Origin of the sequence: Pseudodesulfovibrio tunisiensis (assembly GCF_022809775.1) — a bacterium.
Lineage (GTDB): Bacteria > Desulfobacterota > Desulfovibrionia > Desulfovibrionales > Desulfovibrionaceae > Pseudodesulfovibrio > Pseudodesulfovibrio tunisiensis.
Window position 1 is genome coordinate 1,966,609 of the sequence record NZ_CP094380.1, and the last position, 15,719, is coordinate 1,982,327.

General features: G+C 59.5%; 11 protein-coding genes. 2 read left to right on the top strand and 9 right to left on the bottom strand.

Annotation, left to right across the window (positions count from 1 at the left end):
- Nucleotides 1-171: 171 nt before the first annotated feature.
- Complete coding sequence (gene infA / locus MPN23_RS09700; RefSeq protein ID WP_243544009.1) at nucleotides 172-390, top strand: translation initiation factor IF-1; 219 nt, start codon at nucleotides 172-174, stop codon at nucleotides 388-390.
- On the opposite strand, the gene MPN23_RS09705 is transcribed toward infA, so the two are convergent.
- The 8 genes from MPN23_RS09705 to MPN23_RS09740 form a co-directional block, all read right to left on the bottom strand.
- Nucleotides 387-3,617 carry a beta-phosphoglucomutase family hydrolase gene (locus tag MPN23_RS09705; RefSeq protein ID WP_243544010.1) on the bottom strand — a complete coding sequence of 1,077 codons (3,231 nt, stop codon included), beginning with the start codon at nucleotides 3,615-3,617 and terminating at the stop codon, nucleotides 387-389. The genes infA and MPN23_RS09705 overlap by 4 nt on opposite strands.
- Before the next feature lie 46 nt (nucleotides 3,618-3,663).
- Nucleotides 3,664-4,863 (bottom strand): trehalose 6-phosphate synthase, encoded by a 1,200-nt coding sequence (locus MPN23_RS09710; RefSeq protein ID WP_243544011.1) that lies wholly within the window; start codon nucleotides 4,861-4,863, stop codon nucleotides 3,664-3,666.
- Between the two features lie 44 nt (nucleotides 4,864-4,907).
- On the bottom strand, nucleotides 4,908-6,299 hold the full coding sequence (locus MPN23_RS09715; RefSeq protein WP_279388665.1) for a DUF4139 domain-containing protein: 1,392 nt from the start codon (nucleotides 6,297-6,299) through the stop codon (nucleotides 4,908-4,910).
- 283 nt (nucleotides 6,300-6,582) lie between these two features.
- On the bottom strand, nucleotides 6,583-6,744 hold the full coding sequence (locus tag MPN23_RS09720; protein WP_243544013.1) for a hypothetical protein: 162 nt from the start codon (nucleotides 6,742-6,744) through the stop codon (nucleotides 6,583-6,585).
- A gap of 226 nt (nucleotides 6,745-6,970) precedes the next feature.
- Nucleotides 6,971-7,636: a LexA family transcriptional regulator gene (locus MPN23_RS09725; RefSeq protein WP_243544014.1), complete on the bottom strand. Its 666-nt coding sequence runs from the start codon at nucleotides 7,634-7,636 to the stop codon at nucleotides 6,971-6,973.
- A 1,312-nt stretch (nucleotides 7,637-8,948) separates the two neighbouring features.
- Nucleotides 8,949-11,129, bottom strand: a complete 2,181-nt coding sequence (gene rnr / locus MPN23_RS09730; protein ID WP_243544015.1) for a ribonuclease R — start codon at nucleotides 11,127-11,129, stop codon at nucleotides 8,949-8,951.
- A complete protein-coding gene (gene lpxK / locus MPN23_RS09735) occupies nucleotides 11,122-12,267 on the bottom strand; it encodes a tetraacyldisaccharide 4'-kinase (protein ID WP_243544016.1) in 1,146 nt (381 codons plus the stop codon). Before lpxK ends, rnr begins: the two co-directional genes overlap by 8 nt.
- Before the next feature lie 42 nt (nucleotides 12,268-12,309).
- Nucleotides 12,310-13,044 carry a Bax inhibitor-1/YccA family protein gene (locus MPN23_RS09740; RefSeq protein WP_243544017.1) on the bottom strand — a complete coding sequence of 245 codons (735 nt, stop codon included), beginning with the start codon at nucleotides 13,042-13,044 and terminating at the stop codon, nucleotides 12,310-12,312.
- A 251-nt stretch (nucleotides 13,045-13,295) separates the two neighbouring features.
- On the opposite strand from MPN23_RS09740, the gene MPN23_RS09745 reads away from it, so the two are divergent.
- A complete protein-coding gene (locus MPN23_RS09745; protein ID WP_243544018.1) occupies nucleotides 13,296-14,684 on the top strand; it encodes a response regulator in 1,389 nt (462 codons plus the stop codon).
- 81 nt (nucleotides 14,685-14,765) lie between these two features.
- Here MPN23_RS09745 and MPN23_RS09750 read toward each other — a convergent pair whose 3' ends face one another.
- A complete protein-coding gene (locus MPN23_RS09750; RefSeq protein ID WP_243544019.1) occupies nucleotides 14,766-15,692 on the bottom strand; it encodes a calcium/sodium antiporter in 927 nt (308 codons plus the stop codon).
- Nucleotides 15,693-15,719 lie beyond the last annotated feature (27 nt).

Consider the following 15,719-nt stretch of genomic DNA (forward strand, 5'->3'; position numbering starts at 1 on the left):
TTGATTTCAACGGGTTGCCGTTTTCCTGCAAAAGTTCTGCATCAGAAATAACCATTGAACAGCCCGGACTCTGCCCAGAGGGTGGAGGTGCCGGGTTGCTGGCTGTATTCGGCAAAATCCGGCAAAATACACTGTCGGATAGCCTCGGCTTGGACATAAAGAGGAGGTAAAATGGCAAAAGAAGAAGGCATTACGGTCAACGGCGTCGTTGAGGAAGCTCTGCCCAACGCCATGTTCCGCGTGGAACTGGAAAACGGGCACACCATTCTCGCACACATCTCCGGCAAGATGCGCAAGTTCCGCATTCGCGTCATGCCCGGGGACACGGTCACCGTTGAGCTGTCCCCTTACGATCTGACGAGAGGACGCATCACCTTCCGTCCCCGCTAGCAGACGTAAAAAGGGAGAAGCCTTCCGGCTCCTCCCTTTTTGCTTGTTTCTTCATCCTTCCCTATTTCGGCTTGGCGACCTCGATGGTCTTGCCCGGCTGCAACTTCCATTTTCCTGTCATAGATGACCACCGGAATGGATACGTCGCCCTTGTGGTAGGCGGTCATCTTCACGGATCTGTGATCCATGTGGATGTCGAACCAGACCTTGCGGTGCACGAAACTGAAGGACAGCTCGCCCCAGTGCTCGGGCAGGTCCGGATACACACTGATGGGATCGGACGACAGATTCAGGCCCGCGAAATCCTGCTTCAGGACTTCCAGAGTTCCGGCCATCACGCCGGTATGAATGCCCTCCGGCGTGGTTCCGCCCTGCGAGTCGAAAATATCGCTCTCCATGGCTTCCATGAACCAATCCCATGCAATATCGCTTGGATAGATGTACTTCGCGATAACCGAATGCACCACCTTGGATAAAGTTGATCCGTGACTGGTGCGCTTTTCGTAGAAGTCGTAGTTGGCCTTGAGCAGCTTGAGCGGATCATCGACGGCATAGCCGAGCTTGCCCAGAATCCGGGAGACCTCCTCGGGTTCAAGCACGTACCAGGTCATGAGGGTATCTGCCTGCTTGGCCACCTTGTAGTGATCCGGCGAATCGTTCTCGGCCTTGAGAATGCGATCCATGCGATGGATCGAATAATACCGCTTGCGGTAGTCGTCCCAATCCAGCTCATCCAAATCCATGTAGCCATCGAACTGGCTGATGATGCCGTCCTTGGTGAAGATGACATTCAGCTTCTCGGTCATGCCGCGCCACTTGACCACGTCGTCATCGGTCAATTCGATCTTGGCCTTGAGCCGTTCAAGCATTTTGGCCGGAATCTCATTCATGACCTCAAGCGCCTTTTCCATGAGCCAGGCGACCATGATGTTGGTATAGGCATTGTCCTTGAGCCCGGGGACATCCGACCCGGGCAGGGCTTCGTGGAACTCGTCCGGCCCCATGACCCCGGCGATGTGGAACCGACCATCGTTTTCGTCGAATTCCGCGATGGAGCCCCAGAACTTGGCGATATCCAGCAGCATTTCCGCGCCGTACTCCTTGAGAAAGGCCGTATCTCCGGTCCAGGAAACATAGCGCCAGACATTGACGAACACGGCGATGGACACGTGCCGCTGCCGTCGGGAAAGGTCCGGGTCCCATTTCTTGGACTCGGGATTGTAGTGCACCTCCTGCGTTTCCTCGGACCCGTCATCCGCAGTCTGCCATGGATACATGGCGCCTTCATAGCCGTTCTCCCGCGCATATCTGCGGGCCGCGTCCAACCGGTTGTACCGGTAGAGCAGCAGTCCCTTGGATATTTCCGGGAAATTGGCGTCGAAGAACGGCAGGATGTACAGTTCATCCCAGAAGATGTGGCCGCGATAGGCCTCGCCATGCAGACCGCGCGCAGGCATGCCCGCGTCGCGTCCCGCATTGTGCGGGCTGGCCGTGACCAGAAGATGATAGGTGTGCAACCGTAGCACGCGCTGCACGAACCTGTCGCCCGTGACCCGCATGTCCGCCTTCTGCCACAAGCCCTTCCACGCCTTGGCATGCGGTCCGAAAACGCCCTGAAAGGTCTTCACGCCTCCCAGCGCGTCCACGCACATCTCCTTGAGATTGCCGGGCGTCTTGTCCAGCGAAGTGCGCACGTACACATACTTTTCAAGGCAGTAATTGGTGTTTTCCAAGGCCAGAAACTGCATTTCCTCGGTGACCTTGGCCTTCTCCTGAAACACGCTCTTGCGCATGTCCAGAGGCTTGCCGTTTTCCAGCAGCATGGTCTTGGCGGCCATGACGACCTGATATCGGGAGTGGCTGGTTTCCACATGCAGGAAGATGCCATCCCCGGCCTTGCCTCCGGCCACGCGGCACAGATGATTCGACGTGAGCTTGGAATACCGGGGCACGCCGCCGTTGGTGACATTGCCGTCGATGGAGGATCGGAACGTGATCTTACCGGAATAGTTCAGGGGCATGACCTCGAACCGAAGTGCGCACAAATGGGCGTCCGCCATGCTGACCAACCTGCGGCTGGAGATGCGCGTGATGCGCCCGACCTTGTCCTTGACCACAAGATCGCGTTCCATCACGGCTTCACGCATGTTCAGCCGGTGGGAATAGCTCAGGATTTCCATGGAAAGCGGACTGACGAACTCGCCGGCTCCGATCTTGAATTCCACGGGCAGCCAGTTCGGGCAGTTCACGAAATCATTGTTGTAGATTTCCCGGCCCTGCACCATGCTCGGCACCTTGTTGAAGATGCCGGAAATGTAGGTTCCCGGGTAGAAGTAGTAGGACGCGCATTCGCATTCGTATGCGCCGCGCGTACCCAGATAGCCATTGCCCACTGCGGTCAGGGTTTCACGGAGCTTTTCATCGCCCGGCTCGAATCCGCTGTACACATGGTACCACTCGTCCGTGGCCATGCCCGTATCGAACCATTCCTCGAAATCGTCCACCGTGATTTCGCCCAGATCGGAAACCACGAGATCCGCGCCGAACCGCTTGAGCAGCTCGCCCGCAATGTTTCTGGCAATGCCGAGCGTCATGCCGAAATTTCCGGCGCGCCCGGCCTGAACACCGGATATGGCGTCCTCCACCACGATGCACTGACCGGGATGCAGGCCCATCTCTTTTGCGCAGGTCACGAAAATGTCCGGATCAGGTTTGCCCTTGAGGTTCAACTCTGCGGACACCATGCCGTCGACCCGGGCATCGAACAGGTCTTCCAGCCCGGCGAGCTGAAGCACGAGCAGGCAGTTTCGGCTGGATGTGGCAACGCCAACCTTCACGCCCATGTCCTTGAGCTGCTTGATCAGGTCCACGGAAGTGTCGAAGACCTCCGGACCTTCACGCCGCAGGATTTCCTGATACAGATCATTCTTGTAGTTGCCGATGCCGCAGATGGTCTCCAATCCCGGAGCGTCTTCCGGAGTGCCCGGATCAAGGCGGATGTTGCGGGATTTCAGAAAGCTCAGGACGCCTTCGAACCGGGGCTTGCCGTCCACGTAGTTGAGGTAATCATGCGTCCTGTCGAACGGTTCGAAAGGCACGCTCTTTTCGTCGGCCCTTTTCTTGAGAAACTCGTTGAACGCGGTTTCCCACGCCTGGGCATGCACCCGTGCGGTCCGCGTGATGACTCCATCGAGATCAAAGACTACGCCACTCAATTTGACAGCCACGTTCGCTCCTTTTCCCTGTCGGGGAGTTGAGGTGTCGACGTGAGGGCTACCCGAGGGTGCCCAGAATGGTGACCAGCATGTCCGGCTGCGGCACGATGACCGCGTCCGGGCAGAGGCTTTGCACCCGTTGCGCCAGGTCCTGTTTGTCCGTCACGTAAATGGCCTTGGCATCGCGGGACAAATCCAGCGCCGCCTCCAGCATGGGCACGTCGCTGTTCGTATCTCCGCAAATGAGATGCGGTCCGCGATGCATTTCCAGACCAAGTTCGCGATTGAGATATTTCACACCATCACCCTTGTCGAAATCCTTGAGTTCATCGCCCGAGGATTCCACGGTCAGGATGATCTCCACGTCCAGCCCTGTATCCTCGATGCGAAAACAGGCATGTTCGGGGTCGAGTTCGGCCACGAGCCGTTCCAGTTCGGCCATGAACGCGTCGGACTCGTCTTCGGCAACGGACTTGTTGATGTCCTGCCGGGCCACGGTGGACTGGCCGAACTTGAATTGCAGCCCCGACCCGATCAGGGTGAATTTCTCGTTCTCGGGTTTGGCCACCAGTTCTTCCAGTCTCCGATTCAAGCGGTCCATGGCCGCCTGCTTGTCCGGCGGAATGGCCAGCCGCCTGAGTCGTCCCTCCAGATCCAGACACTCGCGCCCCTTGGATGCCGCGTAATAGAACTCACCCTCGGGTACCACACTCATCTGGCGCAGTCCGTCCATGGGGGCGGAGGTAAGAATCACCGGGCTGGTCGCTCCGGACCGGGCGAACCGGGCCAGAAAAACCGCATTGTAGATGGACTGCACCGAGGTCAGATACCGAGCGCAGTAATTGTTCACGGTGCCGTCCCGATCCGAAACAAGACAGTTGAGGTCCAGACCGTCCAGCATCGCCTGCCCCTGAGCCACGTAATCCCGGAATCCGGGATGCAAGTCTGCCAGATGATCGAGAAAGGCCTGCTCTCCCTGTTCAAGGTAGATGAGATCCTTTTTCATTTCGTTGATTTCATAGGCCATATCCAGAGCTATCTTCCGTTCCCGATCAAGGGCGAGTTCCTTGCGTCCCTCCAGTTCGGGCACATCCTCCAGACTGGCAAGGGCATTCTTCAGGGATTGGGCGGCATCGTCCCGGGCCTGACGGCCGTCCAGAATCCGACTCACGGCATCGTGACGCACTTCGCGCGTCGCGCCCATGAGCGCATAAAAATCCTTGAGCGTTTTCAATTCGACCCGTTCCACCTGAGCCATGACGCCTCCTTGGTGCGCACCCGCCGGATTTGCCGGCCGCGCACTTAATGACGAATTGTCGCGGTATACGTAACTTCAACCTGCCCACCCCGATCAGAGGGCGGAACATTCACCACGAATTCCGCAGTGGCCGCGTCCATCTTGCGGAACTCCATGCTGGACTTCGTGATTTCCCAGTCCATTCCGAGCCGTTCGCGCAGCAGAACCGTCTTTTCCGAATCACTTCCGTTGCGCAGCACGATCTTCCAGGCCACGGCGTACTCGTTTTTCGCCACCTTGGAAAAGGAGGTCTGCACCCGGCGCACGTCCAGATCGAACGCCTCGCCCAGCGCAAGATTCACCCTGGCCTGACTCGCGACATGGGGCACGCGGGATTCACCAGCCAACACGCGGACCCCGTCGTCCGTCGCATCGTACACCCGGACGATCCCGGCAGGCAGGGGAATGCCCAGCCCGTTCCGCTTGATGTTGTCGAAAGCCAGATTCATGCGCACCGGCTCGCGGATTTCCCCGGAATTCCGACCCATGCCGTTCCAGACCGCCACGTATTCACGCTCCGGATTCAGCAGGGATGCGGAAAACAGGCTTATCTGCTTCACGCCTCGCGCGGGGATGGAGACCGGACGGTCCACGGAATACATGTGATATCCGGACACGGCCTGTTCCGCCACGTCCGGAGCCGGGGCAGCCTCGGCGTTCATGGCCATGGCCGCCTTGAACATGCGCTGCCCTCCGCCCTGCCGCTGCACATCTCCGGCAATCAGGCGAAGATGCGCGCCCTTGAATGCAGAGCCGGAATCGTTGCGCACGGACGCACGGCATTCCAGCCGTCCGCCGTTGCCCTTTTCATCAAGCAGAAGAGCGTATTCCGCATTCCAATCCAATCCGCCCAGAAAATACGACACATCCACGGGACGCACCTTGGCACCCCGATTGTCCACGGTCATGGCCAACTCCGGGGTGGCCTGCAGCTCTTCGGGCTGGTCCGGAAAAATCAGGGCCTCGTGCCTGCCCACGTAAATCCTGTCCTTGATGCGGAACACCGGCCCTCCCGGTCCGGCCGAAAGCAGTGTGGCCTTGCGCGTCACCCTGCCGTCGGCATCCCCGGGATCAGGCAGAATCACGGAAATCTCCCGCCCCACATATGCCTTGAGCAGAGCTTCCGGGGAAATCGGATTCCAACGGTATTCCATGTCCAGAACCGAAAGGTCGCGCCCGGAAATCAGCACCGAATCCGGATCGATCCCCCGGGGCATTCCGGGTATCACGACTTCGCCGACACCCCGGGCCATTTTCAGGGTTCTGACCTCGTGCACAAGAGCCCGGCCTCCGTTGTAGACGGTCAGAGAGGCCCCGGAATCCGAGGCAAAAGCGGGAAAACATGTGCCACACAGGATCAATACAAGAAAAAGAACATGAGATTTCAAGAAGTTCATCGAGCCTCCAGAGCATATTGCCCGGCTTCGCCCGGGCGAGGAAGATTTCTACTATTTACCATAGTACAATTTCGCGTATCGATTTGCAAAAGATTCACCTACAATATCACACGAAAAAACAGGATGCAGGGACACCCTGCTCCGCAGTGCATTTCCGCCCCTTTCCAAAAAACGAAGCGGACCGCTGTTCGCGAGAGAACAGCGGTCCGGCTCAACAGGGAAGGCAGGGTTGGACCCCCGGGGATTGCGGGGCCTGCCGATCAGAGGCTTGTCAGGGACAGGACTACCTCAGAAAATGTATGCTCAGATGCCTGCCGCAGCACGGGCAGACCTTGATGGGGTCCCCATGGCCCTGAGCCATGATCAACGCTTCCCAGGGAACGAACCCGGTCAGATCGTACACAACCTGAAGCCGCTGCCCGCATGTGCAAAACCGTTCCTGCATGTGTTCACCCTCCTCGAATATCGCCCCGCAAGGGGTTGATCCTTGTTTTGTCTTGTTGAAATCTTTTCTAAACGTTCTCCGCGCTTTTTGTCAACTAAAAATCTACATTTTGTTTCAAGAATTAACCATCGGACAACACGAGAAGTTGACATCATGAACAAAAAAAGCCGGGGCGGACATCCGCCCCGGCCCATGCCGGATTCGCTCGAAAAAAGGAAAACAGCCTCTAGCGGTACTCCCGGGACACCCAGAGGACCTTGCCGATGACGCGCACGTTGCAGAGCTCATCACCGGAAAGATGGATCGGTGAATAGTCGGTGTTGTCGCTACGCAGAACCAGAGTGCCGGGAAGCCGCTCCACGCGCTTGACCATGACCGTATCCTCCACGCCCACGGCATAGATGCCGCCGGACAGCACCTCGATCCGGGACTGGTCGATGAGGACCATGTCGCCTTCCTTGATCTCGGGTTCCATGCTGTTGCCCACCACTTCCATGAGCACCATGTTCGCGGGATTGCCGCGCATGTTCAGCCAGTCCGAACGAAAGGAATAGTACCCTTCCACCCGGCCGCGCGTTTCAAAGGACCCGCCCCCGGCGCTGAGCCGGGCGCGCACCTTGGGCACACGCATGAACTCCGCGCCCGTGGTTTCCATGTCCGCAGTGGCGGCCTCGGCCCGAGGAAACCCCGCGCCGGTCTCCAGCCACAGCGGATTCAGCCCGAAGCGTGCGGAAAGGTCCAGTATCCACCGCGGCGGAACCGTGCCCTTGCGTTTGGCCAGCGACACGGCTGCACGCCCCAGGTCCAGTTCCCGGGCCAGTTGCGACTGGTTGGTAATCTCGGTCTCCTGCTGGAGCCGCTTGAAAAAATGCTCGAATCCGGTTTTGCTCATCCGTCACGCCCTGATTGACAATTCGTTGCTCGTTCTTGCTATCGTTTATTTCAATTAAACAATAGAGTCAAGAGATGGTTTGAAAAGGTGAATCAATGGAATGAAAGGGGAGGGGAAAAACGGCGCGGCTACGCGCCCTGAAGAGATGGGGCTGTACCAGTTTGGTTATCCGTGCCGGGCGAAGCAATTCGCCGTACACGCCTTACGAGCTTTTAAGGGGATGTTTCGCCCCCCCCGGCGACCTACTTTTGTTTCAAGGCGAACAAAAGTAGGCAAAAAACGCCTTTTATCGACCGCCCCGGCCGTGCGCGTTTCCTACTTGATCAAGGCAGGTCTGCCGTGCGTTCGCCGCAAAACCGGAAGCCTTGATCAAAGGGAAACGGTGGAAGGTTGGCTAGGCCGAGGGAGCTCGTCACGCCCGGAACAGTGTTCCTTACTTAGACCGGATTTCGGCTCGCAAGGGCTTGGAACCAGTCGAAGCGACCGAAGCCGGGGCGATGCGGTTTTCGCAGAAAACGTCGCAATCGCCCGGCGAGAGGTCGCTACTGGTTCCTGCCCGAGAGAGTCGGGAGCACAGTGCAAAGGGGTTTTTTTCGTTTATTTTTTTGCCCCAACAAAAAAATGAACTCGCCCGGGAAGGGCGAAATCCCTACCTTGCAGGATGGCACGGCGAAGACGGCGCGGCTACGCGCCTTGAAGAGATGGGGTTGTACCAGCTCGGTTACCCGGGCCGGGCGAAGCAATTCGCCGTAAACTGCGCGCCAGCTTGTTCAGTGAAGATTTCGCCCTTCTCGGGCGAGTTCCTTTTATATCAAGGCGGATAAAAGGAACTAAAAGCCGCGCTTTTGGGGCCGCCCCAGCCGTGCGCGTTTCCTACTTGATCAAGGCAGGTCTGCCGTGCGTTCGCCGCAAAACCGGAAGCCTTGATCAAAGGGAAACGGTGGGAGGTTGGTTGGGCCGGGGGAGCTTGGTAGAGCCGAGGCGACCTCTCTCGCCCGGAACAGTGTTCCTTACTTAGACCGAATTTCGACTCGCGAGGGCTTGGAACCAGTCGAAGCGACCGAAGCCAGGGCGATGCGGTTTCCGCAGGAAACGTCGCAATCGCCCGGTGAGAGGTCGCTACTGGTTCCTGCCCGAGAGAGTCGGGAGCACAGTGCAAAGGGGCTTTTTTTCGTTTATTTTTTTGCCCCAACAAAAAAATGAACTCGCCCGGAAAGGGCGAAAACCTCACCTTGCAGGATGGCACGGCGAAGACGGCGCGGCGACGCGCCTTGAAGAGATGGGGCCATGCCCAACAATTCACCACCGGCAGCTACATCAAATCCTTGTAATCCTGAGAAGCAGCCACAACCGAACGCAGGGTGAAATTGAGTTCCAACCTATCAAGGTTGACTTCCTCAAGCACGACCTCCACGGTCTGGCCCAATCGAAAGGCGCGGCCCGTGCGTTCGCCCACGATCATTTCACGATGCGGCCAGTAGGCATAGTAGTCGTCCTCCAGCGAGGACAGGCGGACCATGCCTTCGGCCAACACATCGGTCAGCTCCACGCGGAAACCGAAATCCATGAGTTGGGAAACGACGGCATTGAAGGTCTCGCCCTGACGGTCGCGCATGAACAGGGCCGTGAGCCGCTTGATGGTCTCGCGCTCCGCATCCATGGCCACACGCTCGCGGCCGCTGATGTGATTGGCCACGTTGAACAGCTTCTTGCGGCCCGGGACCGGATGACTTCCCGGGTCCAGCGCGGCCTTGACCAGCCGATGCACCACAAGGTCGGCGTAGCGGCGAATGGGCGAGGTGAAATGGCAGTAGTCCTCGGAAGCCAGACCGAAATGTCCATCATTTTCAGGAGAATACTTGGCCTGCTTCATGGACCGGATCATGAGCCGATGCACGAGGAATTCCTTGTCCGTACCCGCAACCTGCGCATTGAGTTCCTGCAACACCTTGGGCGTGAATTCCTTGGGCATGGCAATGGTCGGGTCGGAAAGCGAGAGCAGCCGAAACAGCCGGGCCAGTTTTTCCTCATCCGGCTCCGGATGAATGCGGTACATGCAGGGCAGCCCCTTTTCCCCGAGAAACCGGGCAACGGCCTCGTTGGCCGCAATCATGAACTCCTCGATCATCTGGTGCCCGAAATGCCGGGTTCTGGGCCGGATGTCCACGGTCTCGCCATCAACATTGAACAGGATTTCCGGCTCGGGAATATCAAAATCCAGACTGCCCCGAGCATGGCGCAACCGATTCATCTTCCGGGCCAATTCCTCGGCCAGTTCGAGCATGGGCAGGACATGGGCCACATTCTCCCGTTCCTGCGGCTCCCGGTCCAGCACGGCGCGCTTGACCTGACCATAGGTCAGCCGCGCATGGCTGCGGATCACGGCCGGCAATACGGTGGCCGACTCGACAATGCCGTTGGCGAGCGTATTCATGCACACCACCATGGCCAGCCGGGGCACATCCGGATTCAGGCTGCACAACCCGTTGGACAGACGCTCCGGAAACATGGGTTCCACGGACTGGGGGAAATAGTAGGAATTTCCGCGCTCCAGGGCTTCCCGATCCAGCGGCGTGCCCTCGCCCACGTAATGGCTCACGTCCGCAATGGCCACCCAAAGGCGATAGCCCTTTCCGTGCCGCTCCACCATGACCGCATCATCGAAATCGCGGGCGCTCGCACCGTCAATGGTCACGAATGGCAGGGATTGCAAGTCCTTACGCGAATCCATGTCCTTTTTTATCGGGACTTCGGGCAGAGCCTCGGCCTGCGTGCGGGAGCCGGACGGGAACCGGGTACGAATGCCGTGGTTGGACTTGACCAATGCTTCCTGAACCGGAACATCGGTCTCGCGTCCAAGTCGGCTGGTGATGCGGCCCTCCCACATGCCGGGATCAAGCTGATCCCCGGGCTCGCACAGGGCGATGTCTCCGCGTTGCAACTCGATGGACTCGTCGGCCAATGTGCAGATGATGCCGAATCCGAGGTGCGGGTCGGACGGACGGCAGGCCCACTCCCCGCCGCTGATCTGCTTGTACACGCGCACGGGCAGGGTCTTGCGTCCGCGTTCCAGAATGCGGACGATGCGGCCTTCGTGATTTCGCGCTCCATGCCCTTCGCGAACAATGGAGGCAACAACCTTGTCGCCATGCCATGCCCCGCCAAGATCGCGCTGGCTGATGAAAATATCCTTGCGCCGTGCGTCTTCGGGAACCACGAACCCGAAACCGCCACGCTGCACTTCCAGCCGTCCGGTCACGCAGCGCATGGCTCCGGCCAGACCATAGGCGCGACGAATGCGAATCAGGGTGCCGCGCCGGACCAGATCGTCCAGCAGACCGCGCAACACCTTCTTGTCCCGCTTGGGCAACCGCAACTGGCGGATGACCTCGGCCCGGGACAGGGGTTTCCTGACGCTCTTGAACAGCTTGAGCAGTTCAGCCTCGTTCAGGGCAAAAGGCCGATCCTCCGGCCGTTTCCAATTCTTAGCCATTCAGGTCTCCGTCCGAACCGTTTTCCGAATCGGACTGTTCGCGCTCCCAGGCGAGATTGTCCTCGCGGCGCAGTTCAAAGGCCTTGTACCGACGATTCCACCACGTGTCGAAAGGCGTGTCCCGCACGAACGCGGACGGGCCGAACGCCAGTTGCAGGTCGAATTTCCAGAATTCCTCGGAACACATGGGACCGAGCTTGACCGCATCCTTGGGTGTGCACAGCACGGCCTCGCACCCGAGCCTGCGTGCGGTCACCTGCATGTCGAGCACGTCGTTCTTGGTAAAGGCGTGATGATCGTCATAAACCATGTGCTTGGCCGGGCCGTAGCCGAAATAAGCCTTGGCCGTGCCCCGCACCTGAGCCGGTGCGCCCACGCCCGAAACCAGCACGTAGCCGCCCGCGCCGAAATCCTTCTGCCGGGTTCCGTCTGTCAGGTTGCGCACGCCCGTGGGTTGCAGCATGTAGCTGAATACGGGCTTTTTCAGCCGGGTCAGCCGCTCTTCGATCAGGGGCATGAGCGAACGGAACGTGTTGGGCGATGCCTTGAGCACAAATGCGTCGGCCCGCCTGAGCGAAGATACGGGTTCCCGCCACGATCCGGCCGGGATCACCGTGTTCCAGCCTTCGGTCACATCATGCGGAGTGAGCAGAACAATGTCCACATGCCGTTTCACTGCCATGTGCTGAAACCCGTCGTCCAGAACCACCAGACCGGGCCGGAACTGGGAAAACGCCCACCTGCCCGCGCGGCTCCGCACCGGGTCCACCACGATGCGCGCGTCCGGATGATCCTGCGCAAGCATCAGGGGTTCGTCCCCGGCCTCCTCGGCCAGAGCCCCGGGCTTGACCAGATAGGGATAGGAAACCGGCTTGGCCCGGTATCCGCGAGTCAGAAGCAGGGACGGAACGCCCTGTCTGCGCGCCCAGCCCAGAAGCCAGCCGCAAAGCGGGGTCTTGCCCGAACCGCCCCACCCCACATTGCCCACGGACACGGTCAGCGCCGGAGGTTCCCAGGTACGAAGCAGACCGCGGCCGTACAGGGCGCCGCGCATGCGCATGACCCCGGAATACACCCACGAAAACGGGCGCAGCACCGGGGAAAAGGTCCGCTGAAGTTCTATGGCTGCCTGTGACATGATGAAATAAAAAGGGAGGCCCGAAGGCCTCCCGATTTCGGGCTATCTCCGGTCGCCCATGATTCTGAGCAACATCAGGAACAGGTTGTAGAAATCAAGGTACAGGGTCAGCGCGCCCATGATCGAGGCGCGGCGGATGGCGGCATTGTCGCCGTCCGGCACCATTTCGCCCATGGTCTTGAGCCGCTGCGTGTCATACGCGGTCAGGCCCAGGAACAGGAACACGCCGATGTAGGTAATGGCCATGGCCATGCCCGAGCTCTGGAGAAACATGTTCACCAGCGAGGCAATGATGATGCCGATCAGGCCCATGAACAGGAAGCTCCCCCAGCTGGTGAGGTCCTTCTTGGTCACGATGCCGTAGATGGACATGGCACCGAACATGCCGGCCGTGGCCAGAAACGTGGCCGCGACAGAGGCAGCAGTATAGGCCAGAAGGATCGGGGCCAGGGAAAAGCCGTTCAGGCCGCTGAACACGAAGAACAGCATGGTGGCCGTGGACGGATTCATGGTCTGGATCTTGAAGCTCATGAAGAACACGATGCCGAACGCCGCAAACAGGGCGATCATGGGCAGCATGGACGGGGCCACGGTGTTGGTGGCCGGATCAACGGTGAAAGCCAGCTGCAGCAGGGCGGGCACGTTGATGGTGGCCCAGGCAACGGCCGCAGTGAGGCCGAGACCGGCGCTCATCCATCCGTAGATGCCGCGCATGAAGGCGTTGAGGGTTTCGACACTGGCGCGCCCGGCTGGACGAGCCTGGTAGAACTGGTTCATGGATATTCCTCCGTATTGTCTTGCCGAACACAAACCGGATGCAGTGTTCCGGGTATTTCCATGAATCTAATCAGGAATGGTTGGGGAGGCAAGGGAAACCGGGCGAATTTCCCCTGAAACGCGAAATCGGTATCGCGGATTCCATGTTGACAACCCCGACCCCGTCAGTGAGGATATCTGCGACAATTGCCATCGAATGGGGGTTCGGCCGTCCCTTGCGGACGGGGTGGCAACGGCGAAAAAGGAGCGGGATGACCGCACCAAGAGTGCTGGTGGCCGACGACAGCAAGACAGTACGGCGGCTGCTGACCAGACAGCTTCGGGACATCGGGGCCACAGTGGTCGAGGCGGAAAACGGCGCTCTCGCGTTCGATCTTGCACGCTCGAATTCCTTCGACCTGATCATTTCCGACATCGACATGCCCGTGATGGACGGGTTTTCCCTGTGCCGCAAGCTCAAGTCCGGCCCGGCCACGCGCGCCGTGCCGGTCATCATCCTCAGCACCAACGAGAGCGAGGACTTCATCGAACGCGGATTCCGGGTCGGTGCGGCCGCCTATGTGGCGAAATCCGCCGCCACCACCCAGCTTCTTCCCCGGGTCAAGGAAGTGCTCGACCGCACCAGTTTCAACCGGAAACGGCTCATTCTGGTGGTGGACGACTCCATGTTCATCCGCAACACCGTGCAAAAGGGGCTGACCAGTGCCGGATTCAATGTGGTGTGCGCTGATTCCGGGGACGCAGCTCTGGATATTCTGCGCAAGGACAGGCCGGACCTGATTCTTTCGGACATCCACATGCCGGGCATGGACGGCATGGACCTGTGCCGGGCCGTGCGCGCGGACCATACCATGGGCGCGGTACCCTTCGTGGTCATGAGCACGGAAAGCGACCGGCTGACCATGCGACGCATGGTGCACTCGGGCGCATCCGCATTCATGGTCAAGCCCTTCAACATCGAACAGCTCGTCATCACGCTGGAAAAACTCCTGTCCGACCATTTTCGCATCCTGCATCAGGAAAAGGAACGGCTGGAGACCGAACGCAGCCTGATGCTCGCATCCATTGCCAGTCTGGTTCAGGCCCTCGAAGCCCGGGACAGGTACACACGCGGCCATTCCGACAACGTGGCCCGCATTGCCACGGGCATTGGTCTGGTCATGGGGTTCGACCGGGAAGAGATGGAATGGCTGGAAATCGCGGCCCGACTCCACGACGTGGGCAAGATCGGGGTGCGGGACGACATTCTGCTCAAGCCCGGCAAGCTCACCAGTTCGGAATTCATGACCATCCAGAGCCACACCATCCACGGCGCGGAAATCCTTGCCCCCATCCCCAGCCTGAGCCGCGTTATTCAGGCCGTTCGTTCGCACCATGAGAAAATGGACGGCAGCGGCTACCCGGATCACCTCGAAGGAGAGGAAATCCCGCTCTGGGCGCGCATCATCGCCGTGGCCGACGTGTTCGATGCCCTGACCAGCGAACGCCCCTACCGCAAGGCCCTGACTCTGGAAAAGGCTCTGAGCATCATCGACGAACAGTGCGGATCGCACCTCTGCCCGACCTGCGTTGCCGCCTTCAAACGCTACCTGGACGCGGGCCAGCGCGCTACGGACTGCCCGTGCCTCTCCCGAAAATGAGCCCGCCCTTCCTTTCGGAAGAACGGCCTTTCATCCGACATCAAAAAAACAACCCGCAGGCTGCCCGGAATCCGCGTGGCGCTAGAAAGCGAAATCCCGCGCCCAGCGAAACAGGTTGATGGTCACCAGAAGCGCGCCTTCCCAGCGGCGCACCTTCCATCCCGTGCGCAGCAGGAACAGGACCAGAGCCACCATGCCCACCAGAACCATGAGGTCCACGGACGCTTCATGCGAAACAGCCAACGGCTTGAGCAGGCATGTCAGACCAAGCACTCCGGCGAAGTTGAAGAAATCCGAGCCGATGAGATTGCCGAGCAGCATCTCGTTCCTGCCTTTGACCGAGGCGGCCAGACACGTGACAAGCTCGGGCAGGGACGTGCCCGCGGCCACGATGGTCACGCCGATCACCCAGGAGCTCACGCCCAATGATTCGGCGATGGACGTGGCTGCCGTGACCATGAGGTGCCCGCCTGCGGAAATGGCTGCAAAGCCGGCCAGCAGGATCACGCCGTCGTACCAGCGGGCCTGCCGGTCGGGCAGTTCGTCCAGCTCGCCCTCGTTCGGAGCCTGCTTCCTGAAGCCGAGATAGGCAAGATAGCCCACCAGAAGCGCAACAAGTGCACCACCGAACACCCTGCCGAGTTCCCCGGTCTGAGCCATGAGCAGAATGCCGGAAGTGGTTGCCAGCAGAAGCAGGCCGTCGCGATACACGATGGTCCGGTTCGACTTGAGCGGCTTGATCATGGCCATGAGGCCGAGAATGAAGCCGAGGTTGAAGATGTTCGACCCCACCACATTGGACAGGGAAATGTCGTTGTGCCCGCGGAACGCGGCATTGACCGTAACCAGAAATTCCGGGGCGGACGTGCCGAAGGCCACCACGGTCAGGCCGATGACCAGTTCGGAAATGCCCCATTTTCGGGCGATGAGCGACGCCGAGGTCACGATCCAGTTGGCTCCGTACCAGAGCAGAAACGTGGCGGCGGCAAGATACAACAGGTTGAGCATATGGTTCCTTGAAACGGGTTTTATCCG

Bases quoted from the DNA above. Each gene is read 5' to 3' on its own strand.
- infA (WP_243544009.1), top strand. From the start codon at position 172: ATGGCAAAAGAAGAAGGCATTACGGTCAACGGCGTCGTTGAGGAAGCT.
- MPN23_RS09710 (WP_243544011.1), bottom strand. From the start codon at position 4,863: ATGGCTCAGGTGGAACGGGTCGAATTGAAAACGCTCAAGGATTTTTAT.
- MPN23_RS09715 (WP_279388665.1), bottom strand. From the start codon at position 6,299: ATGAACTTCTTGAAATCTCATGTTCTTTTTCTTGTATTGATCCTGTGT.
- MPN23_RS09720 (WP_243544013.1), bottom strand. From the start codon at position 6,744: ATGCAGGAACGGTTTTGCACATGCGGGCAGCGGCTTCAGGTTGTGTAC.
- MPN23_RS09725 (WP_243544014.1), bottom strand. From the start codon at position 7,636: ATGAGCAAAACCGGATTCGAGCATTTTTTCAAGCGGCTCCAGCAGGAG.
- rnr (WP_243544015.1), bottom strand. From the start codon at position 11,129: ATGGCTAAGAATTGGAAACGGCCGGAGGATCGGCCTTTTGCCCTGAAC.
- lpxK (WP_243544016.1), bottom strand. From the start codon at position 12,267: ATGTCACAGGCAGCCATAGAACTTCAGCGGACCTTTTCCCCGGTGCTG.
- MPN23_RS09740 (WP_243544017.1), bottom strand. From the start codon at position 13,044: ATGAACCAGTTCTACCAGGCTCGTCCAGCCGGGCGCGCCAGTGTCGAA.
- MPN23_RS09745 (WP_243544018.1), top strand. From the start codon at position 13,296: ATGACCGCACCAAGAGTGCTGGTGGCCGACGACAGCAAGACAGTACGG.
- MPN23_RS09750 (WP_243544019.1), bottom strand. From the start codon at position 15,692: ATGCTCAACCTGTTGTATCTTGCCGCCGCCACGTTTCTGCTCTGGTAC.